The sequence below is a fragment of the Butyricicoccus pullicaecorum genome, from assembly GCF_002160355.1.
Lineage (GTDB): Bacteria > Bacillota > Clostridia > Oscillospirales > Butyricicoccaceae > Butyricicoccus > Butyricicoccus pullicaecorum.
The window spans coordinates 1-24,985 of the sequence record NZ_NFKK01000009.1 but is presented as its reverse complement, the minus strand read 5'-3'; the positions used below and the strand labels follow the sequence as shown (position 1 = coordinate 24,985).

Below are 24,985 nucleotides of genomic sequence, written 5' to 3'. Positions count from 1 at the left end.
GGTATCAAATCCTGTCGCCTGCTAGGCGGCACGAGATCGAAAGAAAGGATGTTATATGGATAAAAAACACGAGAACCAGAGACTCAGCCGACATGAACTGGCGGAAGGGGTCAGACTGACCTGTGTGAGCACCGATGCGTTCAAGACTGCAGCGTTTTCGGCAGCGTTTGTCCTGCCGCTGGGTGCGGAGAATGCACCGTTTGCGCTGCTTCCATATCTGCTGTACCGCGGCACCGAGTATTGTCCCAATCTGACCGTGCTGGGTGAAACGCTGGACGGCCTGTACGGCGCGCGGGTGGAACCGTTCGTGCGCAAGGTAGGCGAGAGCCTGTCCATCGGTTTTGTTGCAGCTGGTGTGGACGCAGGCTCGGTTTCTGCGGAGGAAGACCCGACCGGACAGATCGCGCACCTGCTGTGTGACCTCATGTGCAGACCGTGTCTGGAAGATGGACGCTTCCGCGCAGCCGAGACCGAGAGCGAGCGTCAGAACCTGATCGATCGCATTCGAGCGCTGAAAAACAACCCGCGCACCTACGCGGTGCGCCGTACACAGGAGATTATGTGTAAGGACGAGCCCTTTGGCGCATGCGAGTACGGTTCGGTCGAAGGTGTACAGGCACTCACGCCCGACCTCATCTGGGCAGCGTATCAGGAAGTCCTGCAGCATGCACGCGTTGAGCTGTTTTACTGCGGCTCGGCTGACTCCGCAGCAGTCGCAGCTGCCTTTGCCGACGGCTTGACCCTCCCGGCATCGTCCGACCGTTACCAGACCGAAGTGGACGTGTGCCGCATCAACTGCAAGCCGCGCACAATCGTGGAGGATTACCCGGCGAACCAGGGCAAGCTGACACTGGGACTGCGCACCGGCCTGACCGGTATGGACGAGGCCTATCCGGCGCTGATGCTGTACGCGGCTGTGCTGGGCGGCTATACCGGCTCACGCTTGTTTGTCAACGTCCGCGAAAAGCTGTCTCTGTGCTATTACGCGAGCGCAACTCTGGATAAGGTCAAGGGCCTGATGATGATTGCATCGGGCATCGAGAATGAGAAATACGATCAGGCACTGGGCGAAATTCTGCGCCAGATGGAAGACCTGCATGCAGGCGGTCTGACCCGGGATGAACTCGAGCAGGCACGCCGTACGCTCATCAGTCAGATTCGCTCGCTGGGTGACAGTCCGCTCTCGCTGGAAAACTATTGGCACCGTCAGGCGGTCGCGGGCTTTACCATGACACCCGAGGAGCTGATCGAGCGGCTGGAACGCGTTGAGCGTGGGCAGGTCATGGCGGTTGGCCGTCAGGTCGCACTTGACCTCATCTGCTTTATGAAAGGGGTGGGCGTATAATGCAGCAGTATCATAAGGAGCGCCTGCACATGGATATGCAGCAGACCATGCTTGACAACGGACTGAAGATTTATTACATTCCCAAGCCGGGATTTTCCAAGACCTTCGCCATGCTGGCAACCAATTTTGGCTCGGTGGACGCATCGTTTACACTGGACGGTGTGCGCTATGACACCCCGGCAGGCGTGGCACATTTTCTGGAACATAAGATGTTTGAGGACGAGGACGGCAATGCCCTGCAAAAGTTCGGCAAGACTGGCGCGTCTCCCAACGCATTCACCAGCCATAGCATGACTGCCTATCATTTTTCGTGTACCGATGGATTTGCGGAAAATCTGGAAATCCTGCTCAAGTTCGTGTTCACGCCGTACTTCACCGAACAGAACGTGGAGAAGGAGAAGGGAATCATCGGTCAGGAAATCGGTATGATCGAGGATACCCCGGACTGGGCAGCTTTTGTCGGCATGTACGCCGGGCTGTACCACGAGCACCCGGTGCGCGTGTCCATCGCGGGCAGCGTGGACAGCATCGCAGGCATCACACCCGATGTACTGTTTACCTGTCACCGTGCGTTTTACAGCCCCGCCAATATGAGCCTGACCGTGTGCGGCACGGCAGATTTTGACGAAATCGTGCGCATGGCCGAGCAGCTCAGCCCGCGCGAGGCGGCTCGCGTCGCGGCACGCCATTACGGCACTCGTCAGGAAACCGTCGCGTCGCCCGTGGTAGAGCGCCGTATGGCAGTCTCGCAGCCGACCTTCCTGCTCGGCTTCAAGGACGCGCCGCTTGCAGCGGGCGAGAGCCGCCAGCGCCGTCAGTTGATCGGCGATTTGGCTGCCCGGATTCTGTGCGGTACGACTTCGCCGCTGTTCGGTGAGCTGTACGAGGAACGTCTGGTTAATCGCCGATTTGAAAACAGCTATACCATCCTGCCCGAGGCAGCTGCGGCAGCCTTCGGCGGTGAGAGCCGTGACCCAGAGGCGGTGCGCGATCGCCTGATCGCCGCTGTCCGCGCGTATGCCGCATCGGGCGTGCCCGAGGAACTGTTCTCTCGCATGAAGAAGGCATGCTACGGCCTGAACGTGCGCGCACTCGACCAGCTCGACGAGCTGTGCCGCATGCAGGCCGAGCTCGGCTTTGCAGACGAGTGCTGTCTGGACTTTGCCGACGTGTACGATACCATCACAGCGGAAGACGTGCGCGAGATGTTTGCACGCTGGGCACAGCCTGACCGCACCAGCCTGTCGGTCATTCGGCCGATTCAGACCGAGGAGACTGTGTAAATGGAAAACGTGATTGCATTTCCAAACCTGGGATTGGAGGTCACGGTCAACCGCGTGGCGTTCAACATCCTGGGCAAGGATATTTATTGGTACGGTATCATTATTGCCATTGGCTTTGTGCTGGCGATTGCCTATTGCAGCCGCCGCATCGATCAGTTTGGCTTTAATAATGATATGCTGTTTGACGCACTGATCGTCGCGCTTCCGTCGGCGATTGTGTGCGCAAGACTTTATTATGTGATCTGGGAATGGAGTTATTATAGTAAGCACCCGAGCGAGATCATCGCGGTATGGGAGGGCGGACTGGCCATTTACGGCGGCGTGATCGGCGCATTGCTGGCGGTTGCCGCTTATGGACGCATCAAGCGTCTGAGCATTCCGGGCATGTTCGATGTCGCTGCATTGGGGCTGCTCATCGGTCAGTGTATTGGCCGATGGGGCAACTTCATCAACGGCGAGGCGCATGGTACCGAGACGGCGAGCCTGTTTGGCATGATGGTCAACGGGGAAGGGCCGTTCCATCCGACTTTTCTCTATGAGTCGGTGTGGAACCTGATCGGCTTTTTCATCCTGCACCTGATTTCCAAGAAGTGCTATCGCTTCCGCGGACAGATTTTCCTGTGCTATCTCATCTGGTACGGCGCAGGCCGTGCTGTGATCGAGGGCATGCGCACCGACAGCCTGTATGTAGGTCAGACCGATATCCGTATCTCACAGGTGGTTGCGATTGTTTCGTGCATTGTGGGCATTGTCCTTCTGGTGATGTGCCTGCGGCAGAAAGTTGAGACCCTGACCCAGTTAGCAAACCCGCATGCGGACACGCGTGCGGTGAGAACCCAAGAGCAAAAGGAGACACAGAACACATGAGTGCAATTTTGATGGACGGTAAGGCGCTGTCTGCCAAGGTAAGAGGAAAGATTCTGGAGGAGACCCACCGTTTGGAGCAGACCGGCGTACGTCCGGGACTGGCGGTTATTCTGGTCGGAGAAGACCCGGCCAGCCAGGTCTATGTACGCAATAAGGAAAAGGCGTGCGTAGAGTGCGGTTTTTACAGCGAGAAGTACGTGCTGCCCGCTGAGACCACACAGGACGAGCTGCTCGGACTGGTAGACGAGCTCAATCACAATGAGCGCATCCACGGCATCCTGTGCCAGCTGCCTCTGCCGAAGCAGATCAGTGAGGAAGCTGTCATCGCAGCAATCGACCCCAAGAAGGACGTAGACGCATTCCATCCGTCCAATGTCGGACGTATTATGATCGGCGATTACGATTTCCTGCCCTGCACCCCGGCAGGTGTTATGGAACTGCTCGACGAGTATGGCATTGACCCCAAGGGCAAGCGCTGCGTCGTGATCGGACGCTCGAACATCGTGGGTAAGCCCATGAGTATGCTGCTGCTGCACCGTCACGGCACGGTCACCATCTGCCACAGCCGCACCGAGAACCTGGCCGAGATCTGCCGCGAGGCGGATATTCTGGTCGCAGCGGTCGGTCGTGCAAACTTCGTCACCCCGGATATGGTAAAGCCCGGCGCGGCGGTCATCGATGTTGGCATGAACCGTGTGGACGGCAAGCTGTGCGGTGACGTTGACCCGGCAGTCGCCGAGGTTGCAGGCTATATGACCCCGGTACCCGGCGGTGTCGGTCCCATGACCATCACCATGCTGATGAAGAACACCCTGAAGGCGGCTCAGAAGTAAGTCAGCCGGACGGAAAATCACAGCACAGAATGGCCCAAAAGATTTCTGTCAAAATTTGAAGGAAAAAATGCAAAATCCCCTTGACAGAATGAGGGTTGTCTGATAATATAACAGAAGCCGCATCAAATCGGGCAAATGAAGTGTGTCCAAATGTGACACCGCCCGCAAGAGCGTGACTCTAAGAACGAAAGAGAGGTGCTACCGCAATGTATGCAATTTTAGTAACTGGTGGCAAGCAGTACAAGGTATCTGAGGGCGATGTAATCTACGTTGAGAAGCTCGGCGTAGAGGACGGCGCTTCCGTAACTTTTGACAAGGTGCTTGCAGTAGGCGAGGGTGCTGACCTGAAGGTTGGTGCACCGTACGTCGAGGGCGCTACCGTAACTGGTACCGCTGACAAGACCGGCAAGCAGAAGAAGATCAACATCTTCAAGATGAAGCCGAAGAAGGGTTACAGAAAGCGTCAGGGTCACAGACAGCCCTACACCAAGGTAACCATCGGCGCGATCAACGCCTAAGGCATGACCCGCGTCACATTTTACCGCTCCCGCAAAGATAACCTGCTGACTGCTGTCGATCTGATCGGTCACGCCGGTTATGCGGAAGAAGGCGAAGACATTGTCTGCGCTGCGGTATCCAGTTCGGTACAGCTCATCCACGCACTGCTCTATGACGTGCAGCGGATCGCTGTTGATACTCTGATCGAGGACGAAGGCGCACACATCCGCCTGACGCTTCCTGAAGATCAGCTTGCAGAAGGCCAGGATGCCATGCGTGCATTCCTGCTCCATCTGTCCGAACTGGCACAAGACTATCAAGAGTTTATACAAGTTACGGAGGTGTACAACGATGCTGCAGATTAGCTTACAGTTTTTTGCTCATAAGAAGGGCGTAGGTTCGACTAAGAACGGCCGTGACTCCGAGGCTAAGCGCCTGGGTGTCAAGCGTGCAGACGGTCAGGTAGTTCCGGCTGGCAACATTCTGGTTCGTCAGCGCGGCACCAAGATCCATCCGGGCGTAGGTGTTGGCAGAGGTTCTGACGATACCCTGTTCGCCAAGGTTACCGGCGTAGTTCGTTTCGAGCGCGTTGGTAAGGACCGCAAGCGTGTTTCGGTTTACGAAGTACAGTAATCGAATAGCAACTGACATCATCCCGGACATTTCTCCGGGATTTTGTTTTTCTATACGAAAGTCTATGAGCCTCTTTTGTCTTTTCCATGGAGGAAATATATGTTTATTGACGTAGCAAAAATTAAAATCGCATCCGGTAAGGGCGGCGACGGCAAGGTCAGCTTCCACCGTGAGAAGTATGTAGCTTCGGGCGGTCCGGACGGCGGTGACGGCGGACGCGGCGGCTCGGTGGTATTCCAGGTGGATGATAACCTGTCCACGCTGCTGGACTTCCGGTATAAGAAAAAGTATGTCGCACCCAACGGCGAGAACGGTATGGGCAAGCGCATGAAGGGTAAGGACGGTGCCGATCTGGTCATCCGCGTACCGCGCGGCACTATCATCCGCGACCGTGCGACCGGCCGTATTATGAAGGATCTGTCGGATGATGAGCCGTTCGTTGCAGCTAAGGGCGGTAACGGCGGCTGGGGCAATACCCATTTTGCAACCCCGACCCGTCAGGCACCGCGCTTTGCAAAGCCCGGTCTGCCTGGCGTTGAGATGGAGATTACGCTGGAACTGAAACTGCTGGCAGACGTTGGTCTGGTCGGCTTCCCGAATGTCGGCAAGTCCACGCTGCTTTCCATGGTTTCGGCAGCCCGTCCCAAGATCGCAAACTATCACTTTACCACCCTGATTCCCAATCTGGGCGTTGTCCGCGTGGCAGAGGAACAGTCCTTTGTCATGGCAGATATCCCGGGTATCATTGAGGGCGCATCCGAGGGCGCAGGTCTGGGACATGACTTCCTGCGTCATATCGACCGCTGCCGCCTGCTGCTGCATCTGGTTGACGCATCGGGCAGCGAAGGCCGCGATCCGCTCGAGGACGTGCAGACCATCAACGCAGAGCTTGCCGGATACAGTGAATTTCTGGCATCTCGTCCGCAGATTATCGTTGCCAATAAGACCGACCTGCTGGGCGATGACCGCGAGATTCTGGACAAGCTCAAGGCATACGCAGACGAGCATGACTTCGGCTTCCTGGAGCTGTCGGCTGCAACCAATCAGGGCGTGCGTGAGCTGATTCATAAGACCTGGGAAATGCTTCAGGATCTTCCGCCGGTCTTCACTTACGAACCCGAATTCGTTCCTGTTGAAGAAGTTGTCACCGAGCGTGATATTACCATCGAGAAGGTCGAGGATTATTACGTCGTCGGCGGTGCTTGGATTGATAAGATCATGGGCAGCGTCAATACCGACGATTACGAATCCCGCCTGTATATGGATCGTATGCTCAAGAATGCAGGCGTTTATGACCGCCTGGAACAGATGGGCGTCGAAGAGGGCAGTATTGTCGTCATCGGCGAAATGGAATTCGAGTATATTCACTAAATCGGAAACCCGCCCGCAGGCGAAATCGGGGTCCAGGGGACGAGTTCCCCGGCGCCTCCAGGCGCGCAGCCTGGTCGGACTCCGCAGAGTCCGAAATTCCCCTTTTGAAACCCGGTATCCGTCCCGGGTTTCAACCAAAAATAATTTCAAAGCGCGTCCGCAGACGCGCAATACCCAAAAGGCCGCTCTATGCCAGAGTGGTCTTTTTTTAATTCCGACCATACAACCTTTATGTGCTTGCCTTCCAGAAAGAATCCGGGTACAATGATAGCAAAAGAAGGCGCCGGACTTTTTCTCAGAGGGGAGGAAACCAGAGTGCATGGTTCACGAAAAATTTTTGTTGGAAGTATGCTTGCTGCCACTATACTGGTAGCCGGATTGACAGAACTTTATATTTCCAGCCCTCCGATTGCAGACACAGAACAACCCGTGATACAGTCAAATGAATATTCTGCCGAATGGTATCTGTCCGAAATTGCGCAAAAGTATCCGGAATTCACGGTTTTAGATTATGCCACGCCGCCAGATGAACAACAGGGTATTGTACGATTTGCGGCAATTGCACAGGGAGAAGACGATAGCCAAACCGATGTGTTTGTGGCAGATGCACACGCAATACAGCATATGAGATTGGATCTGATGTATCTTTCGGAAGAAGGGTTCACGGTTTTACCACAGGATCGTATTTGTTTTGCCGTTCAGGATACAACTACAAAACAAATTTTTGATTATGAAGTCATATATCAAAGTGATGGAAAGAATATTTCCTATCGCGTCAACAGTCAGCCGCGAGAGGAAACAGAGGATGCATCATAAATCAGAAAAGACCGCTCTATGTCAGAGCGGTCTTTTGTTCTTGTTTTTACAGATCCAAATGTGCAATGACTTCGCGCAGACGATCGGCCGATGCATGCAGTGCGGCGTACTCGCTCTCGTCGAGCGGAATCTCAAGCACCTTGTGCACACCATCCTTGCCGACGATGGACGGAATGCTCAGGCACAGACCATCCAGTCCATACTCGCCATCGAGCACGACCGAAATCGGAAGTACTGCGTGCTCGTCGCGCACGATACCTTCGGCAATACGGCCGACTGCCATCGCGATACCGTAGTAGGTCGCACCCTTGCGTGCAATGATCTCATACGCACTGTCACGTACACCCTCATACAGACGCTGCATCGAACCCTCGTGATCAAAATGACCGCGCAGCTCGCAGAAGTGGTGCAGCGGGATGCCGGAAACATTGGCACCGCTCCATACGGCAAGCTCGCTGTCACCGTGCTCACCGATAATGACGGCATGCACATTGCGGCTGTCTACGTCCAGATGCTCGCCAAGCAGGTTTTTCAGACGCGCAGTGTCGAGCACCGTACCCGAACCGATGACGCGATGGGCGGGGAATCCGGAAATCTTGTACGCAGCATAGGTCAGAACATCGACCGGGTTGGATACGATCATCAGAATACCCTCGTAATTTCGCTTGGAAATCTCGGGTACGATGTGCTTGAGAATAGCGACGTTCTTGTCAATCAGATCGATACGGGTCTCGCCCGGCTTCTGGTTTGCGCCGGCGGTGACGATGACGAGGGCACAGTCAGCGATATCATCATAGTTGCCGACATGAATGTCCATGGTTGCCGTGTAGGGCAGACCGTGGCTCAAATCCATCGCCTCGCCCTTGTCCTGATTGGCGTCAATGAGCACCATTTCAGAGAACAGACCACGCTGAATCAGGCTGAACGCAATCGAAGAGCCAACAAAACCACAGCCAATGACGGCTACTTTTCTGGGATTAATCATAATATAAAACTCCTTTCGGTAGGAAAACAACGGGTAAGCAGTTCTTTTGAACTGTCTTTATTCTACCAAAGCGGGAGAGAAAAGTCTGTTGTAAAAACAACAGAAAAACCGGCTTGTAGCACATTTCGGTAATATATTTTAAAACATGTAAGGGTAATTCACATAAAATATAACCAAATATCCTTGAAGCTTTCGGGGGATAAGTTCACACGATCTACACATAAGCTACGTGGTTCGGTCACATTTTGGTCACAAAACTCTGTTACCCTAAAAGTAACAATTTGGTTACAAAGTTACAATACAAGCAAAATCTCCGAGGAAAGAGGCGCAATATATGAAGAAAAAACAAGTAATTACTGGATTGACCGCTGCCGCACTGATTGCCGGAACTGCGGTTCCGGGCGCGTTTGCAGCGCAGGTTACATCGAGCGGAGCCATGACTTTGACGGTCGGAAGCCCGTATTTGATGAACAATGGCACGTCTTCGCTCATTGATGCACAGGGCACAACGCCGGTCGAGGAGAGCCCTGGTTATACGCTGCTGCCGCTGCGCGGTGTCGTGGAGGCGATGGGAGGTACATTGACTTGGAATGCAACCACCCAGCAGATTGCAATTACCCTGAACAATGAGACTTGGACATTGACCATCGGTTCGACGCTTGCAGTCAACCAATATGGACAGACCAAGACACTTTCTGTCGCACCCAAGCTGACCGAAGATGGCCGGACGTTGGTGCACATTCGTGCGCTGGAATTGTTTTCCGGTGTAACCTGTACCTGGAATAATACGACCCAGCAGGTTTATATCGCATATACGGTCACCAATGAAGTGCCCGATCTGGAGGAAGGCCCGGAAGGCGAGACGCTGCTGATTTTGACCAATGAGACCGGTGAGGATATCGACTCGGTCAAGTGGAGCGCAGCGGATTCTACCAGCTATTCGAGCAATGTCATGCAGGCCGAGCTGCTGGGTGATGACGAGACCGAATACCTGTGGCTGGATTTGGACGGTGACGCGTCGATCAATTTGAAGGTCACCTACGCCGATGGCGGCAGCGAGACCTATGAGGATGTAGACCTCACCGACGTAGGCGATGCATTCTCTATGGCCATTCAGGATGACGGCGACTATGACGAACCCGAGGACGAGGATGTCCCGGATATGGAAGACGGCCTGAAGGTCTACCTGTATAATGAGTCCGGCATGGACGATATCGCAGAAGCTTACCTGTATCCGTCGGGCGAGGATTATGACGACTATGATGATCTGGTCGATGAGGAACACGACGAAAGCACACTGGCTGAGGGCGATTACCTGAGCTTTACGCTGGACGCATCGGACGATGACCACTTGTGGGAACTGTATCTGGTCTATGACGACGAGGACGAAACAGAGGCATGGGTTGAGGATATCAGCCTGACTGGCGCGTCGGATGAGGTTACGATCGTGGTGACCGATGAGGACGAGGCGTATCGTGTGCTGGATGACAATACCATCGAGCTGGACGAAGATGCGTCTTATGATGAGATCACCGCACGCATCTACAATGATTTGGGTTCGGACTATACGATCACTACCATCGAGGCAAGCCCGGCAGATGAAGACGATTGGTTTACCGTGTCGTCGGATGAGCTGGAATACGAAGATTACATCGAAGAGGACTTCGACCTGTACAGCGACGGTACCGAGTGGGACTTCTACGTCGAAGTATATAATGAAGACACCGACGAATATGAAGACTACTACCTGTATGACGTAGACTTCGACGATACGTCTGATGATTACCCGTACCTGTACATTGAGTGGTACGACAGCGACGAAGACGACCTGGATTACAGCATTTTGTAATCAGAGCGAACGGTTTTCTTTGTCTGCCACATAAGGTGACTGCCGGAAGTGGCTGCCGCCTGTCCAAAACGCACGGCTCGGCTGAGCCAGTGCATAGAGATCGTCTGCCAGCGCATCCCGACGCAAGTCGGCTGTGTCTGGCAGGCGTTTTTCGTTTACCGGCTTGATGATGACCGGAACTTGAGCGGTTTTGCCCATTTGCCGCAGCACCTCTCGTCCTCTGGGGCCGATGGCAAGCACACGCAGATAGCGCGGTTCGACTGAGGCGTCAAACGGCAGATCGAGATAAGCGCGCAGCAGCGCACGGCGAATGCGGGCGAGCGGGTAGCGGCGTGTTTGCGCAGCAGCACAGATGTCTGGAATGCTCGTGTGATCGCGAATGGCCTCAAATAACCGGTTTTGCAGACCGTCTTTGCCACCTGTAAAACGCAGCAAATCGTCTGGAGACAGACGGCGCAGATAGGACAGCATGGCAGCGTCGCACACACCGACATGCGCGGGTGCTGCACCGCAGTCGAGCGCTTGCGTCAGCCGTGTAAACGCCTTGGACGGCATACCCTCCCGGCAAGCATCCGCCTTACCGTCCAAAATCAGACGGCGCAGGGCGGAGGCCGACGGACGGACGTGCAGTTGTTCGCTGTCGTGCGCAGCACCGTCACGCTGTACGGTGATCGGCTGAATGTCACAGCCCAGTGCATCGATGGCGGCACAGTATTCGATCCCTAACGTGTTGTTGGGCGAGGAGAGCAGCGCACCGGCATCGGGATCGACGGCCTCAACCGCAGACTGTAAGGCTACGGCGTAGGACTGCCCAGAGACCAGATGATCGCGAATAGCCGAGCGGTCACAGGCAGCGGCACGGCGGATGCGGGCAAGGTCGCCGCACTCCGAGCCGAAGGACAGGTGGGTGACACAGCCCATGGCAGCGAGGGACGCGACCGCACCGCGTGCAAAGCCCTCGGCCGAGGACAGCGCAGCCGGCAGGGGCAGCTCGATCACCAGATCGACCCCGGCGCATACAGCCATCGCTGCCCGGCGGTATTTGTCCACAATAGCGAAGTCGCCGCGCTGCACGAAATTGCCCGACATAACCGCGACAATTGCCGTCTCATCCCCGATTTGACCCCGTGTTTTGGCGCAGTGATAGGCATGACCGTTGTGGAAAGGGTTGTATTCGGCCACGATGCCGCAAATTTTCATAAGAGTCCTCCAAAAAAATCCGCGATAGATGTTGTACATTTGCGCGGGGTGGTGTACAATAATACTATATGAAGTATTGTACACGTATTTGTTGTTTCTTGCAAATTTCTTTTGTATCTTTGCATCACGAAACAGTATGCGGTATGTGACACATTGCAACCAAAAACACAGCAAGGAGTTATGAAGGATGAAAGTACTGGTTATTAACGCAGGCAGTTCTTCCCTGAAGTATCAGCTGTTCGACATGGATGCCCAGGCCGTTCTGGCAAAGGGTCTCTGTGAGCGAATCGGCATCGACGGCAAGCTGACCCATCAGGGCGGCTCGGACGAGAAGTATAAGGCAGACGTGCCGATGAGCACCCATGCCGACGCAATCAAGGCAGTTATTGATATCCTGCTCGACGAGAAGTGGGGCGTTATCAAGGACATGTCCGAGATCAACGCAGTTGGTCACCGTGTCGTACACGGCGGCGAGTACTTCGCAGATTCGGTTCTGATCACCGACGAAGTTATCAAGGCAATCGAGGCGTGCATCCCGCTGGCACCGCTGCACAACACCCCCAACCTCATCGGTATCCATGCATGTGAGGAAGTTATGGGTAAGGATGTGCCGCAGGTCGCAGTATTCGACACCGCATTCCATCAGACCATGCCCCCCAAGAACTACATGTACGCAATTCCGTACGAGTACTATGAGAAGTACAAGATCCGTCGTTACGGCTTCCACGGTACCTCCCATAAGTACGTATCCCAGCAGGCAGCTGAGATGCTGGGCCGTCCGATCGAGGATCTGAAGATCATCACCTGCCACCTGGGCAACGGTTCTTCGATCTCTGCAATCGACGGCGGTAAGTCGGTCGACACCTCCATGGGCTTTACTCCTCTGGACGGTCTGCCGATGGGTACCCGTTCGGGTAACATCGACCCGGCAATCATCGATTTCCTGGCAGAGCATGAGGGCATCGACGCACACGAAGTCATCAACATCCTGAACAAGAAGTCCGGTATGCTGGGTATCTCCGGTGTATCCTCTGACTTCCGTGATCTGGATTCTGCAATCGCAGAGGGCAACGTCCGCGCAGCACTGGCAAAGGACATGTTCAACCTGTCGGTTAAGAAGATCATCGGTTCGTTCATCGCAGCAATGGGCGGCGTTGACGCAATTGTATTCACCGCAGGCGTTGGTGAGAATGACCGTTCGGTTCGCTGGGACGTTTGCGAGCACATGGAATACCTGGGCATCAAGATCGATCCCGAGAAGAACAAGTTCCGTGGCCGTCAGATGGATATCTCCATCGACTACGCACGCGTTCGCGTTCTGGTTATCCCGACCAACGAGGAGCTGGTTATCGCGCAGGATACTCAGCGTCTGGTCAGCGAGGCAGCTGCAAAGTAAACACTGTGTTTTCGGTCCCCGGTTTTTACCGGGGACTTTTTTTATCTGGATTTTATCTCACAGCCCACGCAGCCATGCCCGCGCCTGACCGATGAGGTCGGCGGTCTTAAACCGAAACGTCGTCTGCTCGCAGAGCTTGTCCTGTGGTGCCTGTGCGGCATCGGTGCACAGAGGCGGGAAGACTACACACCACCAGTTGTGACCGCTGGCCGCACCCAACCGAATTTTGAGTCCGGTGTATTGACCGGCAGGCAGCGAAAACGTGTCGTATGCGCGGGTGGGGTAGTATTCGGTCGCCATCTGTGCGGAGAGCTGATAGGGCATACCCTGGTCGGTGAGTACCTGCTGGGCAGCGTCGGTGATCTGCTGTAAATGTGCGCTGAGAATGCGGCGTACTTCATCTTGGTCGTCCGCCTCTGCAAGCAGCGGTTCAGTGACCTCCAGTACCCGGTCACGCACCAACAGCTTGACCTGCTGATCCTGTACACTATCCGAGTTTGCAATGACATGCAGACGGAGCAAACCGTCCGCGAGTGTCTGTTGACTGAGCGATACCCAAGCCGCATAGGCAAAGAGAAGGGCCATACAGAGAGCCAAAGCAAGTTCAATCGGTCTGCATTTTACGCGCATCATAAGTGATTCCGTCCTCTCATCATCGTGTCTGAGGGGAGTATGGACGAAAACAGCCCGGGTTAAACCCGGGCTGTAAAATTTTGTATAGAATTTTAGAGAATTTCGGTCAGATGGGTGTCGGGGAAGATGGCCTTGAGACGATCAAACGCCGCCTGTGCCTTGTCAGAATCGTGGAATAGGCCGAAGGTGGTTGGGCCGCTGCCGCTCATCGCCGCACCGTCTGCACCACAGGAGAGCAAAATGTCCTTGATCTGTCCGATCTCGGCGTGCCGCACAGCGGTGACCGCTTCCATGACATTGTATAGACGGTGACAAACGCCGTTGTAGTCTCCCTGCGTGAGCGCCTGACACATACCGGCTGTGTCCGGACGAACATCGGGCATGTGGTCGTCAATCTGGGCATAGACTGCCGCGGTCGAGACGGCAAAAGCGGGCTTGCACAGAACGACCAGACAATGCGGTGCAGCCGGCAGGGGAGAGAGCACTTCGCCAATGCCCTCGGCCAGCATCGTGCCGCCGCGCAGACAGTAGGGAACGTCCGCGCCCAGCGTCAGACCGATTTCACACAGCGTATCCAGTCCAAGATCGGTCTCAAACAGCGTGTCGAGTGCACGCAGAACAGCAGCCGCATCGGTGCTGCCGCCTGCAAGACCTGCGGCAACCGGGATGCGCTTGCGGATGTCGATGCGCAGTCCGGGGCAGACGAGGCTGGTGTGGGCAAAAAATGCGTTTGCCGCACGCACGGCTAGATTACGGTCATCGGTCGGTACATAGGGACGGTCACAGGTCAGCGTGATCTGACCGTCATCGGTCTTTTCGACCGTCACATCGTCGTGCAGACCGACCGACTGCATGACCATGCGCACAGTGTGATATCCGTTGTCTAGTTTGCCGGTCACGTCCAGCGTCAGATTGATTTTTGCGTGAGCATCCAGTTTGATGGAATTCATGTTGTGCCTCCTCACGGTCAGATCGGATAGGCCTGTGCCTGTCGGTTGCGGAATACGGTCAGATGGTCAAAGCCCAGCGAGCGGATGTAGTCGGCGTAGACATCGAATCCGCGTCCAATGTCACGCGCACGGTGCGCGTCGCTGCCCAGACTGATGCGCTCGCCGCCCAGACGGCGGTATTCTTCCAGAATCCAACGGTCAGGGCCGGGACGCTGCATCCAGCTGAACAGCGTAGCCGCGTTGCACTCGATGGCGTAGCCGCGGTTGACCGCTTCGCGCAGAACGGGCAGGATGTGCTCCATGAAGTTGTCGAAAGACGGGTTGGTGTGCGGGCGCTTCATCACGCGCAGCGGGTAGTCCAGATGGGCGAGAATATCGAACCCGCCGTGCTGCTCCATGCGTACCATTTCAGCAAAGTAGTCGCGCAGCAGGGCATCGCAGTCGATGTGGTCGTAGTCGTGGTCGTAGAGATCGACGTCGTTGGGCATGACGTGCAGCGAGCCGATGACCACGTCGAACGAGAAGTTGGACAATACTTCCTCAGCCAATGCAGGATTTCGCTGAGGCTGACCCAGTTCAATGCCGCGCAGCAGTTCTACCTGTCCGTCAAACTGCGGACGGGCGGCGGCAATGTCAGCCTGAATGGCGGCAACGTCGCAGAAGATGGACGGTGCTTCGCGAAACAGATCATAGTGGTCGGTGACGGCCAGAACATCGACACCGGCGCGGATGGCGGCTTGCGCCATGTCGGTGATTTCAGCCGGTTCGGCCTCGGTGTCGAAGGAATATTTTGAGTGGGTGTGCAGATCGATCATAAAGAACTCCTTTCGGATGATGGCTCAGGTACCGGGCTGTGCCAGAACCAGAATGTCGCCGGTTTGAATGCGCGTGCCGCCGTCAGGGATCATCGTGCGGGTGCCGCGCTGAATGAGAATGATGAGCGTGTGCTGTGGGGTCGTGATTTCGCGCAGCGTCCGATTGTTCCACTTGTGACCGCGGTCAATGGGAATTTCACGCAGAGACAGGTTTTCACGATCCTCGAATGCGCGCGCAGCGAAGACCAGCAAATCGCCGTCCTGCAAGACAGTCTGACCGTCAGGTACCAGATTGTCGCCGTCCCGCGCGATCATAACTGCGAGCAGGTTGTGCGGCAGGCACAGCTCAGCCAGACTGCGGCCAATCCAGGGATGACCGGACTCGATGTGTACCTTGACGAAGTCCACGTCATTTTCTTCCTGATAATCGTTGAAGGTTTTGGAGACATCCTCTGCCGGGTCGATCATGTCCAGCTTGCGCGAGACCCAGGGCAGCAGCGTGCCTTGCAGGGCGATGGACAGCAGAACGATGCAGAAGACCAGATTGAACAGATTGTAGCTTGTGTGTGCGCCGCCGAGCACGGCAAAGATTGCGAATACAATGGAAGCCGCACCGCGCAGACCAGCCCAGGATACGATGCCGATTTGGCGCAGGGGAGAGCGGAAGGGCAGGAGCAGGGCAAAGACCGCCGCAGGACGGGCGATCAGGGTCAGGAAGACCATGATGCACAGCGCGGGGACAAAGACCGCTGGCAGTTCGGCTGGCGTGACCAGCAAGCCAAGCAGGAAAAAGATGATGACCTGGGAAATATCGGTCACGACATCAAAAAAGTGGATGAGCTGACGCTTGTGTGCGATGCTGGAATTGCCCATCAGGATGCCGCACAGGTAGGCGCTCAGATAGCCATTGCCGCCCAGACAATCGGGGAGGGCGTAGGAGACCAGTGCCACAGCGAATACCAGAATGGTCTTGCCGTGCTCATCGGAAAAGGTCAGGCGCGAGAGCAGCAGGACGGCGATCTTGCCGATGACTACGCCGCACAGAATACCGATGGCGACCTGTGAGAGCAGCATGAGCGGTACGGATACCGATTCTCCGGCGAGCAGTGAGACCAGAATAACGGTCAGCATGTAGGATACCGGATCGTTGGAACCGGATTCGATCTCGAGCAGGGAAGCCGAGCCGTACTTGAGGGACAGCCGGTTTGTGCGCAGGATGTTGAAGACCGACGCGGCATCGGTAGACGAGATGACCGCACCGATGAGCAGGCTTTCGTAGAGCGACAGCCCGAGTACCAAGTGGACAAATAGTCCGCACAGTCCGGCGGTCAGCGCAACGCCGACGGTGGATAATAGGATGGACTTGGCGAGGACTGGACGGGCGGCGGATAGGTTTGTACCGAATCCACCGTAGAACATGATAAAGATCAGGCTGATCGAGCAAATGATGCTGGAAACCTGATAATCGTCAAAGGGAATGCGGAACAAACCATTCTCACCGAACAGCATACCGAGTGCGATGAAGATGAGCAGCGACGGCACGGCCAGACGTTGAATGAAGCGATTCATGACAATACAGATTAGAATAACGACACCCATGAGCAATAGGGGTTGGCTCATAAACGACCTCCTTTGGCGAAAAAAGATGCAAAACCCAGATAAATCATACCATAAAAACGCAAAAATATCCAGTGCTTTCGCGGAAAGCACTGTGTCGGGAAGGGAAAGACAGCGGACAGGCTGATAGAAATGCAAGAGACGGAACAAAGATATGACGAGTTTGTAAAATTTGTAGATTTGGTGAACAAATGAGGCGATTGTCCGACATGCGACTTGTAAAAGCGACATAAATGTGGTAACATGGTACGGAAAACAAAAGAATAAAGGAAGTGAAAGGATGCAGAAATCCTTAAGGGGCCTTGAGAAGTTCTTCTGGCTGTACCTGCTGTTCAATCCGATTTTGGATATTGTCAACGGCTTGTACATCTGGATGCTGACGCGCGGCTACGGCATGGAGGCGCTCAACTACCGCGAGCTGACCAACGGCGGCGGTATGACGACCACGCCTGCATTGGTCGTGCGTATGGTCGTGCTGCTCATCATGGTCATCTATATCCTGATGCTGCGTGACAAACAGGCCATCCTGACGGCACTGCCGATGGGCGCAGCCTGGGCAATGTCGGTGCTGTCGGAGTTTTTGTGGACGGGAACGGCGAACATTTCGCTTGATGTGACCTTCTTCGCACGTTTTGCTTATAACGTTGCGGTTGCGATGGTTTATCTTAACGTGTTCCGAAATTCCGAGCTGTCTAAGGATCGACTGATCGAAAAAATACACGCCTACGTCAACGGTATGACCATCGTATTTTCGCTGGGCATTCTGATTCCGTACGTGCTGGGTACCGGATATAGTACCTATTACGACCGATTTGGCGCACGCGGTGTGCGTGGATTCTACTATTCGGGCAATGACATCACGGGTGCACTGATGATTCTGCTGCCGTTGGCGATTGCCTATTTCCTGTTCATTCCGCACCGTAAGTTCACCAAGGGACGCATGCTGTTTTACAGCTTGGGCCCGTCGATGAGCATTATTTGTCTGATGCTGATCGGTACCAAGACCGCGCTGCTGGCGATGGTCGGTGAAGCTGCTATCATGGTTGTTTTTGCACTGGTGCTGGCCGTTCGTGGTGAACGCGAGATGCTGCGCCGCGTGGTGATGCTGGCAGTCATCACTGTGATTGTCGGATTTATTTTCAACGGTCTGTCGGCACTGCTCAATGGTGCAGGCAACAGCTTGTTTGATAAACTGGGACAGTCGCTTGACGGTATCCGCGATGCAGCGGAGGAAGAGGGCGGAAGCCTGATTTCCGGTCGCTGGAATAAGCTGGCAGCTACCTTTGCTGACTTTAAGGCAGCAGGTCCGATTGCATGGCTGTTCGGTGTCGGCCGCGGCTCGCAGGGTCATATCATCGAGATGGACCTGTTTGACGTCGGCCTGATGTACGGTCTGTTTGGTTTTGTTACCATGACGCAGATGTACATTCGCTATGGCGTACAGTTCCTGATGAATATGGTACGCAACTTTAATGTTCTGGTCTTCGGTGCATTTATCTCTCTGGGTATCACCGTTGGCTACCTGATCGTTGCAGGACATATCCTGTTTACGGTCACTTCGGGCTTCTTCTTTGCCTTCGTTCTGGTCTATGCACGTCTGCTGACCACGGACAAGAACCGCTTGTAATGCCGATCGGCACGAGCGGGACATGATGAAATTGTAAATATGAAGTACGCAAGGGCGGTCTGTATAGACCGCCCTTGTTTTATGTTTATATGCAAAGAAAATGGACTAAAATTCGATAAAATAGGAGATTAGACAACTTTTGTCAATGATTTGTAAAAAAGCAGCCTTGTGGTTGCAAAAGATTTTACCTGTGCTAATGAAAAATAAATTACATTTTACTAATAATTGATCGGTATATTTACATTTTCTTGGTAGACTATGGTTGTGTCAGTGAGAAACACAAAAGAGGAGGAACACAATCATGAGCACAATGCAAAAGCAGTCCGCGGCACAATCTCAAAAACTGATGGTCTTTGTTCTGACCATGTCGCTGTACGGACTGGCGACCCTGTTTACCGAACTGATTCCCAAGTTTCAGGTTGGTATCGTAGAATTTTCGGTTGAGTATTTTCTGTTTATTCCCCTGACGTTGGCGATGCTGTTCGACCCGCTGTCTGCCGCACTGGGCGCTGCGACTGGTGAACTGGTATTCAGCGAGATCATGCTGGGACAGTTTGGCGGCCTTGGCGAGCTGGAAAAGTTTCTGACGGTCACCATCGGCGTGTACATTGCCGGCCGTCTGGTTCGCGACCCGCGCAATCGCGGCATGGCTGGTGCCGCAGCGATCATCGGCACGGCTGCACAGCTGGCTATGGGCACGGTTGTCGATATCCTGAAGGTGCAGTTTGCCGTAGAAGATTTTGAAGCAGTTGCCGGCCTACCGGAGAGCGTTTTTGCGACCGAAGGTTTTGCTTTCCTGAACGACCTGCTGTTCTCGGGCATCCTGTTCTGCATGCTGCCCTGTGTGTATCTGGTACCCAAGCTCTATGGCAAGATTGAGCCGCTGCTGGGTATGCAGCCGCGTACGGAAAACAGCGCAGTCAGCGGAATCAATCCCAAGACGATTGCAGTTTGTGTGCTTGGCTTTGTGTGCGCGATCGTTGCTGAACTGGCCGCAACGGCTGGACTGTCTTTGATCGACTGGGAAGCTGAGTGGGCAGAGAGCGGCACGGCGGTTGCAGTTGGCATGGTTGTCGCAGCAGTTATTGCCATTGCTGTACTGGTTGTTATGAAGAAGAACAGCGAACGGAAGGCGGCACACTGAGATGAACGTGGTACAGATCAACGACCTGACGTATACATACCCAGGCGCTGCACAACTCACGCTCTGTCATCTTTCCCTCGAAGTAGAACAAGGAGACTTTCTCGCGATCGTTGGCAACAACGGATGTGGGAAGTCCACCTTGTGTAAAGCGCTCAACGGATTGATCCCCCACTTTATTGCGGGGGACTTTTCCGGTCAGGTACTGATTGACGGTGTGGATACAAGAGAGAGCGACGTGGGCGAACTGGCGCGCAAGGTTGGATATGTCTATCAGGATTTTGAGAATCAGATCGTTCGCCCGACGGTGTTGGACGATGCCTCGTATTCCTGTCTCAATTATGCCTATCCGGATTATCTGGAACGCGGCCGGACAGCACTTGCACAGTGCGGCCTTGAGGGACGGGAAGAGGAATACATCTGGCAGTTGTCCGGAGGACAGACCCACTTGCTTGCACTGGCAGGCGCGGTGTCGCTGGGGCCTGATGTGCTCATTCTGGACGAACCGATTGCCCAGCTGGATCCGATGCATGCCGATCGCATCTATGAGGTGCTGCGCGAACTGAATGCGCGTCATGGTAAGACCATCATTGTCATTGAGCACCATACAGAGTATATCGCCGATTACTGCAAACATGTGCTGCTGCTCAAAGACGGACAGGTCAAGTGGAAGAAACCGACCGATCAGGCGCTACAGTGCGTGGAAGAATTACAGGCATGTAATATTTTTCCACCGCAGGTCACACAGGCAGCCTATCAGATGAAGCGGCTGGGCTGTATCTGCACAGCCGAACGCCTGCCGACAACGGTTGAGCAGGGCAAGAAGATGTTCTCGCAGCTGCGCTTCCATGCACCGGCAGTATTGCCTTGCGAACAGAACACACAGCCGGAAACGGTAGTGTCGTTTCGTGACGTATCCATGTCATACCGTTCGGTCAAAGGCGATCCGAGAACGGTGTTTGACCGCCTGAATCTGGATATCCGAAAAGGAGAAAAGATTGCACTCATCGGCTCAAACGGTGCGGGAAAATCCACTTTGATGAAGATGATGGTTGGACTGCTGCGCCCGGCACAGGGAACGGTGTCGCTGTTTGGCGAGGGCATTGCCGATAAGAAGGCTGAAGATCTGTCCAGACAGATTTCGCTGGTGTACCAGAATCCCGAGGAGATGTTCATTCAGGATTCCATTTATGCCGATATCGCCTATGCCATGAAGGTGCGCGGCATACCGGATTGGGACAAGCGAACTGAGGCGCTGCTGGCACGGTTCCGCCTAAGCGAGCTTGCAGACCGGGACGGACGACTGATGTCGGGTGGACAGATGCGCCGTGCCAGCCTGGCGATCGGTGTTGCACTGAATCCCGGCGTGTTGCTGCTCGACGAGCCGACGGCCAATTTGGATATTGCAACCAGACGGGAGATCATGACAGTGCTGGAGGATATGAAGGATATCATCCAGACCGCGGTCATCGCGACCCATGACATGCAGCTTGTGTGCCAGTGGGCCGATCGCATCATCGTGCTGTGCGGCGGAACGGTTGTCGCGGACGGTACGCGGGACGAAGTATTCTCGCGTGCGGACTTGGCTGAACGAGTCGGCATTCGTCCGCCGGAGATTTTCACCATGGCCAAAGCACTCGAACCGCAGGCGCTTTGCTATACGATTGATGAATTTACAGACTGTTTCAGAGAGGAGCGCTGACAGATGGAACGGCTGTCCGATAAATTATCAGAAAATATTCTGAGCAAGTTTTCCATGGATTTTCTGCGCAATCAGGTGCTCAAAAACGCATACGGAAATGATGATACCGTCATCGCAGCGCTCGATCCGCGTATTTTGCTGGCGTGGTATCTGTTTTTCGGACTGGTACCTTGGTTTGTCAATGAGCTGCCCTTTTTGCTCGGCTGTTTCTTGCTGGTCATGGTCACGACCATTCTGGCGCGTGTTGCTGGATTGGTGCTCTTTCTCTTTGCGCTTGGCGTGTTTTCTCAGACCGGTTATCTGTTTCTGGTCACATTGTTATTTGGCGGTGACGCTTCGGCAGTCATGCCGCTGCTCATTTTGACGCTCAAGGTTGCAACCATTTCGCTGGCCTCGGTCACGGTATTTTCCGGACTGGACCCTGACCGCCTGTCCAATGGACTCATGTGGTATGGCTGTCCGGAGCGGCTGAGCTTTTCCATCTCGTACGCATATCGTATGCTGCCCATGCTCATGGAGGAATTTCAGAATGTACTGCTGTCCTACCGCCTGCGTGGCAACCCACCGGCACATGAGACGCTGCGCGGCAAGGTGCGGTATCTGATCTATCAGGTCAAGATTATCATGCAGTCTTTTTATCCGCTCATGCTCAACACAGCCAAGCGCTCGCGCACAACAGTCGAAGCGCTTGAACTGCGCGGATACCGTTACGCAGCGGTCAATCAGACCGTCAAGCGTATGAAGCTTGCAGCGCTCAAGGTAAGCTATAACGACTTTTTATTCCTTGCGATATCATTTCTTTGTGTTGCACTGTCTGTGCTCTGTTGTACATTATTTTGATTGAAAGAAGGTTTTTCTCTTGCGTCTTGATTTTCATACCCATGGCAAGCTGGCCAAAAAACTGCCTTTTTCTACGGTTTATACCGATTGGCTGTTTGAGGAGGCCAAGCGAGCGGGACTGGATGCGCTGTGCCTGACCGAACATTTTAATACATTACAGTTTTCCGAACTGTATGGTTATCTGGCATCGACAAGCCGACGAACAGGGGATGTACTGGTATTGGAGAACGGCCTGCATGTCTTTCCGGGTATGGAGACCGATGTCGCTGAGGGCGGACATATTCTGTGCATCGGTACGCTGGAGGCAGTGCTGGAGCTCAACCAACGACTTGAACCTTATAAAGAGAAAGGACATTTTCTGCCGTTTGCCGCACTGATGGATCTGTTTGAGCAGTATCCGGTGCTGGTGGGCTGTGCGCATCCGTATCGTGCACCCGGACATGTCCCGGAATTGCCGGCGGAGCAGCTGAACCGCTTGGATTTCTTGGACCTGAATGGCAAGGATATGGCGCTGAACCGTACCCGCACCGAACAGCTGACTTATGATCTAGGCAATCGACTGGAAATCCCGGTGGTATCGGGCAGCGACACTCACCAGGCAGCGCAGTATGGTTGTATCGCGACGGTGTTTGAGCAGGATTTTGTCACGATGGAGCGCATGATCGAGGAAATGCAGGCCAGACGATACCATATTGAACTGTCGGACAGCGCAGCGCTGCAGGTGCGCACTGCCGGACTGCTCAAAAAGTCGCTCAAAGCCATTCACGCACTGGGCGGTGATTATGTTTCCATCCTGACAAAAGGGGACATTGCGTAAATAGATAGTAGACTGGACAAAGTCTGTAAAACATGCGTATAATAGTGACAGCGGTGTCATCTGCCTGACGGCCGTAATCTAGACGAGAACGAGGTACCTGCAATGGAGCTGCAATTGCCGATTTCTGCGAGTGAACTGACCCGCGCAGAGCAGAAAATTTTGGATTTTATCAATACGAATACCGATACTTTTCTGTTTTTGTCGATCGGTCAGCTGGCCAAGCGACTGGAGATATCCGACGCGACCCTGTCGCGCTTTGCCAGACACGCAGGATGTAGGGATTTCAAAGCACTCAAGACATTGGTCATGGAACAGGCCTCCGGTCCTGCGGTCAAGATTGCCGGAACGCTACACCGGGAGGAGCATTTTTCTCCGGTAGGATTTTTACAGCAGCAACAGCTTTATCTGCAAAAGACGGCAGAGCAGCTCGACGAAGCAACCTTTGACCGTGCAGCGCAGACCATTGCACAAGCCAAACGAATTTTGATTTATGGAAAGAAAGCGTCTTCGAGCTTAGCACAGCTGATCTATTTTCGATTGCGCAGATTGGGGCTGCAGGTGTCGCTGCTGCCGTCCGGTGGCTCGGAATTATTAGAAGGCTTGGGACAGATTGGTGAAGGTGACCTGGTAATCCTGTTCAGTTTTTCCAAACTGTCACGAGAAGGCAAGATCTTGCTGGAGCAGGGAAGACGAGCGGGATATCAGACACTGGCGTTTGTCAGCCGCACCTGTTTGCCGCCGGAAGAGTCTGCGGATATGAATTTGTTTGTCTATCGTGGGACGGAAAAAGAATATCATTCCATGGCAGCCCCGACTGCATTGCTGGATGCTTTGGTGGTAGCTGTGACCAAACAAATGGGGGCAGACGGCGTAGCAGCGCTTAAGACATTGCACGAGCTGAAAAAGACGTATTTTTTAGATTCATAAAGACTGTTTTCTTCGTGTATGACGAAATGAATACTATCATAACCATGTTTTTGTGTCTGGCGATGTAGTTTGATTTTGGATATCTCCAAGGTAGAAGAATCTAGCGACTTCATATTTATAAAATGCAACAGCTGCATTATAACGTGACATAAAATATTTGACCGGATAGTCGTCAACGATTCCCAATGAAGCAAGTTTCTGCTTGCTTCATTTTTTTATGATTGGCTTTCAATCTGTGCCGCTTCATATTCCAAAGCCCATGTTTCAAGTGCTTCTAAAACCGGGATAAACTTTGTGCCGATGGCGGTTAAAGAATACTCTACCCTGGGAGGAACCTCGCGATAGACTTCCCGATGAATTAATCCATAGGCTTCCAGCGTGCGCAATTCCTTTGTGAGATTGGCTTCTGTAATCTGAGGCATTTTGCGTTTCAATTCACTGAATCTCAGAACATGACTTTCGCTCAAGTGATAGATAATCACAATAGGCCATTTACCTCGAATTACTTTTTGCACTTTTGCAATAGGACAAGATGTAATATTATCTGTATAATTGTTTTTCATAAAATCTCCAATACTATTCGGGTCGGGCGAAACTAACCTTCAAGTGTCGGGAGTTCGCAGCCATACCTAGTCGGAAAAGATAAAGCCACTACCGATGCTCTTTTAAATCCTGTACACTGGAAAGTGCCAACAACCCAGCGGAAAGGAATAGCGATGAAAGAGCAAAACGGTAATGGCTTTGCACCAAGTATAGCACAAGCCATAGAAGAAATGAAGGCGTTCCAGGGAGACTCTTTTTCCCTGGAACACATCAACTTAGCGGAGTTAGAACGACGAA

The 24,985-nt window shown here is 53.9% G+C and carries 24 protein-coding genes; 17 read left to right on the top strand and 7 right to left on the bottom strand.

All coding sequences use genetic code 11. The features are described from left to right. The first annotated feature begins 55 nt into the window (after window positions 1-55). The 9 genes from yfmF to B5F17_RS08520 all read left to right on the top strand — a co-directional run bounded on the left by yfmF (window position 56) and on the right by B5F17_RS08520 (window position 7,646). Window positions 56-1,345 (top strand): EF-P 5-aminopentanol modification-associated protein YfmF, encoded by a 1,290-nt coding sequence (yfmF, locus tag B5F17_RS08560; protein WP_087373020.1) that lies wholly within the window; start codon window positions 56-58, stop codon window positions 1,343-1,345. Next, a complete protein-coding gene (yfmH, locus tag B5F17_RS08555) occupies window positions 1,345-2,628 on the top strand; it encodes an EF-P 5-aminopentanol modification-associated protein YfmH (RefSeq protein ID WP_087373017.1) in 1,284 nt (427 codons plus the stop codon). Before yfmF ends, yfmH begins: the two co-directional genes overlap by 1 nt. Continuing rightward, window positions 2,629-3,495 (top strand): prolipoprotein diacylglyceryl transferase, encoded by an 867-nt coding sequence (lgt, locus tag B5F17_RS08550; protein ID WP_087373015.1) that lies wholly within the window; start codon window positions 2,629-2,631, stop codon window positions 3,493-3,495. It abuts the gene before it with no gap. Then, a complete protein-coding gene (gene folD, locus B5F17_RS08545) occupies window positions 3,492-4,328 on the top strand; it encodes a bifunctional methylenetetrahydrofolate dehydrogenase/methenyltetrahydrofolate cyclohydrolase FolD (RefSeq protein ID WP_016146397.1) in 837 nt (278 codons plus the stop codon). The genes lgt and folD overlap by 4 nt, the downstream gene beginning before the upstream one ends. 206 nt (window positions 4,329-4,534) lie before the next feature. Beyond that, window positions 4,535-4,846 carry a 50S ribosomal protein L21 gene (rplU, locus tag B5F17_RS08540; protein WP_016146398.1) on the top strand — a complete coding sequence of 104 codons (312 nt, stop codon included), beginning with the start codon at window positions 4,535-4,537 and terminating at the stop codon, window positions 4,844-4,846. A gap of 3 nt (window positions 4,847-4,849) precedes the next feature. Then, window positions 4,850-5,191: a ribosomal-processing cysteine protease Prp gene (locus tag B5F17_RS08535; protein WP_087373012.1), complete on the top strand. Its 342-nt coding sequence runs from the start codon at window positions 4,850-4,852 to the stop codon at window positions 5,189-5,191. After that, window positions 5,178-5,459, top strand: a complete 282-nt coding sequence (gene rpmA / locus B5F17_RS08530; RefSeq protein WP_016146400.1) for a 50S ribosomal protein L27 — start codon at window positions 5,178-5,180, stop codon at window positions 5,457-5,459. Before B5F17_RS08535 ends, rpmA begins: the two co-directional genes overlap by 14 nt. A gap of 99 nt (window positions 5,460-5,558) precedes the next feature. Next, a complete protein-coding gene (obgE, locus tag B5F17_RS08525) occupies window positions 5,559-6,830 on the top strand; it encodes a GTPase ObgE (RefSeq protein ID WP_016146401.1) in 1,272 nt (423 codons plus the stop codon). Between the two features lie 264 nt (window positions 6,831-7,094). Continuing rightward, complete coding sequence (locus tag B5F17_RS08520) at window positions 7,095-7,646, top strand: type 2 periplasmic-binding domain-containing protein (RefSeq protein WP_087373009.1); 552 nt, start codon at window positions 7,095-7,097, stop codon at window positions 7,644-7,646. A gap of 46 nt (window positions 7,647-7,692) precedes the next feature. Here the strand turns inward: B5F17_RS08520 and B5F17_RS08515 are convergent, their stop codons facing one another. Next, window positions 7,693-8,631 (bottom strand): L-lactate dehydrogenase, encoded by a 939-nt coding sequence (locus B5F17_RS08515; RefSeq protein WP_087373006.1) that lies wholly within the window; start codon window positions 8,629-8,631, stop codon window positions 7,693-7,695. A gap of 334 nt (window positions 8,632-8,965) precedes the next feature. Here B5F17_RS08515 and B5F17_RS08510 point away from each other — a divergent pair, with 334 nt between their 5' ends. Continuing rightward, window positions 8,966-10,480 (top strand): stalk domain-containing protein, encoded by a 1,515-nt coding sequence (locus B5F17_RS08510; protein WP_087373003.1) that lies wholly within the window; start codon window positions 8,966-8,968, stop codon window positions 10,478-10,480. Here B5F17_RS08510 and B5F17_RS08505 read toward each other — a convergent pair whose 3' ends face one another. Next, window positions 10,481-11,680, bottom strand: coding sequence for a tRNA(Met) cytidine acetate ligase (locus B5F17_RS08505; RefSeq protein WP_162608132.1), 1,200 nt, complete (start codon window positions 11,678-11,680; stop codon window positions 10,481-10,483). 187 nt (window positions 11,681-11,867) lie between these two features. Between B5F17_RS08505 and B5F17_RS08500 the strand changes: the two genes are divergently transcribed. Next, window positions 11,868-13,076, top strand: coding sequence for an acetate/propionate family kinase (locus B5F17_RS08500; RefSeq protein ID WP_087372997.1), 1,209 nt, complete (start codon window positions 11,868-11,870; stop codon window positions 13,074-13,076). A gap of 57 nt (window positions 13,077-13,133) precedes the next feature. Here B5F17_RS08500 and B5F17_RS08495 read toward each other — a convergent pair whose 3' ends face one another. The 4 genes from B5F17_RS08495 to B5F17_RS08480 form a co-directional block, all read right to left on the bottom strand. Further along, a complete protein-coding gene (locus B5F17_RS08495) occupies window positions 13,134-13,661 on the bottom strand; it encodes a stage II sporulation protein R (RefSeq protein WP_162608131.1) in 528 nt (175 codons plus the stop codon). 140 nt (window positions 13,662-13,801) lie between these two features. Beyond that, the gene (gene ispE / locus B5F17_RS08490; RefSeq protein WP_087372991.1) at window positions 13,802-14,659 is read right to left on the bottom strand and encodes a 4-(cytidine 5'-diphospho)-2-C-methyl-D-erythritol kinase; all 858 of its coding nucleotides are present in this window, start codon (window positions 14,657-14,659) and stop codon (window positions 13,802-13,804) included. Between the two features lie 17 nt (window positions 14,660-14,676). Next, on the bottom strand, window positions 14,677-15,474 hold the full coding sequence (locus tag B5F17_RS08485; RefSeq protein WP_087372988.1) for a histidinol-phosphatase HisJ family protein: 798 nt from the start codon (window positions 15,472-15,474) through the stop codon (window positions 14,677-14,679). A gap of 24 nt (window positions 15,475-15,498) precedes the next feature. Beyond that, complete coding sequence (locus B5F17_RS08480) at window positions 15,499-17,094, bottom strand: potassium/proton antiporter (protein WP_087372984.1); 1,596 nt, start codon at window positions 17,092-17,094, stop codon at window positions 15,499-15,501. Window positions 17,095-17,371: 277 nt separating this feature from the next. On the opposite strand from B5F17_RS08480, the gene B5F17_RS08475 reads away from it, so the two are divergent. The 6 genes from B5F17_RS08475 to B5F17_RS08450 all read left to right on the top strand — a co-directional run bounded on the left by B5F17_RS08475 (window position 17,372) and on the right by B5F17_RS08450 (window position 24,145). After that, entirely contained in the window at window positions 17,372-18,718 is a 1,347-nt protein-coding gene (locus tag B5F17_RS08475) for an O-antigen ligase family protein (protein WP_087372981.1), read from the top strand. A gap of 301 nt (window positions 18,719-19,019) precedes the next feature. Further along, window positions 19,020-19,862: a DUF8171 family membrane protein gene (locus tag B5F17_RS08470; RefSeq protein WP_087372978.1), complete on the top strand. Its 843-nt coding sequence runs from the start codon at window positions 19,020-19,022 to the stop codon at window positions 19,860-19,862. 1 nt (window position 19,863) lies between these two features. Then, window positions 19,864-21,561, top strand: coding sequence for an ABC transporter ATP-binding protein (locus B5F17_RS08465; RefSeq protein ID WP_087372976.1), 1,698 nt, complete (start codon window positions 19,864-19,866; stop codon window positions 21,559-21,561). A 3-nt stretch (window positions 21,562-21,564) separates the two neighbouring features. After that, window positions 21,565-22,401 (top strand): energy-coupling factor transporter transmembrane component T family protein, encoded by an 837-nt coding sequence (locus B5F17_RS08460; RefSeq protein WP_016146414.1) that lies wholly within the window; start codon window positions 21,565-21,567, stop codon window positions 22,399-22,401. A 19-nt stretch (window positions 22,402-22,420) separates the two neighbouring features. After that, window positions 22,421-23,218, top strand: a complete 798-nt coding sequence (locus tag B5F17_RS08455; RefSeq protein ID WP_087372971.1) for a PHP-associated domain-containing protein — start codon at window positions 22,421-22,423, stop codon at window positions 23,216-23,218. Window positions 23,219-23,320: 102 nt separating this feature from the next. Beyond that, the gene (locus B5F17_RS08450) at window positions 23,321-24,145 is read left to right on the top strand and encodes a MurR/RpiR family transcriptional regulator (protein WP_087372968.1); all 825 of its coding nucleotides are present in this window, start codon (window positions 23,321-23,323) and stop codon (window positions 24,143-24,145) included. Between the two features lie 215 nt (window positions 24,146-24,360). Here the strand turns inward: B5F17_RS08450 and B5F17_RS08445 are convergent, their stop codons facing one another. Continuing rightward, window positions 24,361-24,708 carry a winged helix-turn-helix transcriptional regulator gene (locus tag B5F17_RS08445; protein WP_087372965.1) on the bottom strand — a complete coding sequence of 116 codons (348 nt, stop codon included), beginning with the start codon at window positions 24,706-24,708 and terminating at the stop codon, window positions 24,361-24,363. Window positions 24,709-24,985: the final 277 nt, after the last annotated feature.

What these genes read in the sequence shown, in the direction of transcription:
- B5F17_RS08495 (WP_162608131.1), bottom strand. Translation starts at nt 13,661, where the DNA reads ATGGCCCTTCTCTTTGCCTATGCGGCTTGGGTATCGCTCAGTCAACAG.
- B5F17_RS08485 (WP_087372988.1), bottom strand. Translation starts at nt 15,474, where the DNA reads ATGATCGATCTGCACACCCACTCAAAATATTCCTTCGACACCGAGGCC.
- B5F17_RS08510 (WP_087373003.1), top strand. Translation starts at nt 8,966, where the DNA reads ATGAAGAAAAAACAAGTAATTACTGGATTGACCGCTGCCGCACTGATT.
- B5F17_RS08500 (WP_087372997.1), top strand. Translation starts at nt 11,868, where the DNA reads ATGAAAGTACTGGTTATTAACGCAGGCAGTTCTTCCCTGAAGTATCAG.
- yfmF (WP_087373020.1), top strand. Translation starts at nt 56, where the DNA reads ATGGATAAAAAACACGAGAACCAGAGACTCAGCCGACATGAACTGGCG.
- rplU (WP_016146398.1), top strand. Translation starts at nt 4,535, where the DNA reads ATGTATGCAATTTTAGTAACTGGTGGCAAGCAGTACAAGGTATCTGAG.
- yfmH (WP_087373017.1), top strand. Translation starts at nt 1,345, where the DNA reads ATGCAGCAGTATCATAAGGAGCGCCTGCACATGGATATGCAGCAGACC.
- B5F17_RS08480 (WP_087372984.1), bottom strand. Translation starts at nt 17,094, where the DNA reads ATGAGCCAACCCCTATTGCTCATGGGTGTCGTTATTCTAATCTGTATT.
- ispE (WP_087372991.1), bottom strand. Translation starts at nt 14,659, where the DNA reads ATGAATTCCATCAAACTGGATGCTCACGCAAAAATCAATCTGACGCTG.
- B5F17_RS08475 (WP_087372981.1), top strand. Translation starts at nt 17,372, where the DNA reads ATGCAGAAATCCTTAAGGGGCCTTGAGAAGTTCTTCTGGCTGTACCTG.
- B5F17_RS08445 (WP_087372965.1), bottom strand. Translation starts at nt 24,708, where the DNA reads ATGAAAAACAATTATACAGATAATATTACATCTTGTCCTATTGCAAAA.
- B5F17_RS08450 (WP_087372968.1), top strand. Translation starts at nt 23,321, where the DNA reads ATGGAGCTGCAATTGCCGATTTCTGCGAGTGAACTGACCCGCGCAGAG.
- B5F17_RS08535 (WP_087373012.1), top strand. Translation starts at nt 4,850, where the DNA reads ATGACCCGCGTCACATTTTACCGCTCCCGCAAAGATAACCTGCTGACT.
- B5F17_RS08520 (WP_087373009.1), top strand. Translation starts at nt 7,095, where the DNA reads ATGATAGCAAAAGAAGGCGCCGGACTTTTTCTCAGAGGGGAGGAAACC.
- B5F17_RS08515 (WP_087373006.1), bottom strand. Translation starts at nt 8,631, where the DNA reads ATGATTAATCCCAGAAAAGTAGCCGTCATTGGCTGTGGTTTTGTTGGC.
- folD (WP_016146397.1), top strand. Translation starts at nt 3,492, where the DNA reads ATGAGTGCAATTTTGATGGACGGTAAGGCGCTGTCTGCCAAGGTAAGA.
- obgE (WP_016146401.1), top strand. Translation starts at nt 5,559, where the DNA reads ATGTTTATTGACGTAGCAAAAATTAAAATCGCATCCGGTAAGGGCGGC.
- B5F17_RS08505 (WP_162608132.1), bottom strand. Translation starts at nt 11,680, where the DNA reads ATGAAAATTTGCGGCATCGTGGCCGAATACAACCCTTTCCACAACGGT.
- B5F17_RS08465 (WP_087372976.1), top strand. Translation starts at nt 19,864, where the DNA reads ATGAACGTGGTACAGATCAACGACCTGACGTATACATACCCAGGCGCT.
- lgt (WP_087373015.1), top strand. Translation starts at nt 2,629, where the DNA reads ATGGAAAACGTGATTGCATTTCCAAACCTGGGATTGGAGGTCACGGTC.
- rpmA (WP_016146400.1), top strand. Translation starts at nt 5,178, where the DNA reads ATGCTGCAGATTAGCTTACAGTTTTTTGCTCATAAGAAGGGCGTAGGT.
- B5F17_RS08460 (WP_016146414.1), top strand. Translation starts at nt 21,565, where the DNA reads ATGGAACGGCTGTCCGATAAATTATCAGAAAATATTCTGAGCAAGTTT.
- B5F17_RS08470 (WP_087372978.1), top strand. Translation starts at nt 19,020, where the DNA reads ATGAGCACAATGCAAAAGCAGTCCGCGGCACAATCTCAAAAACTGATG.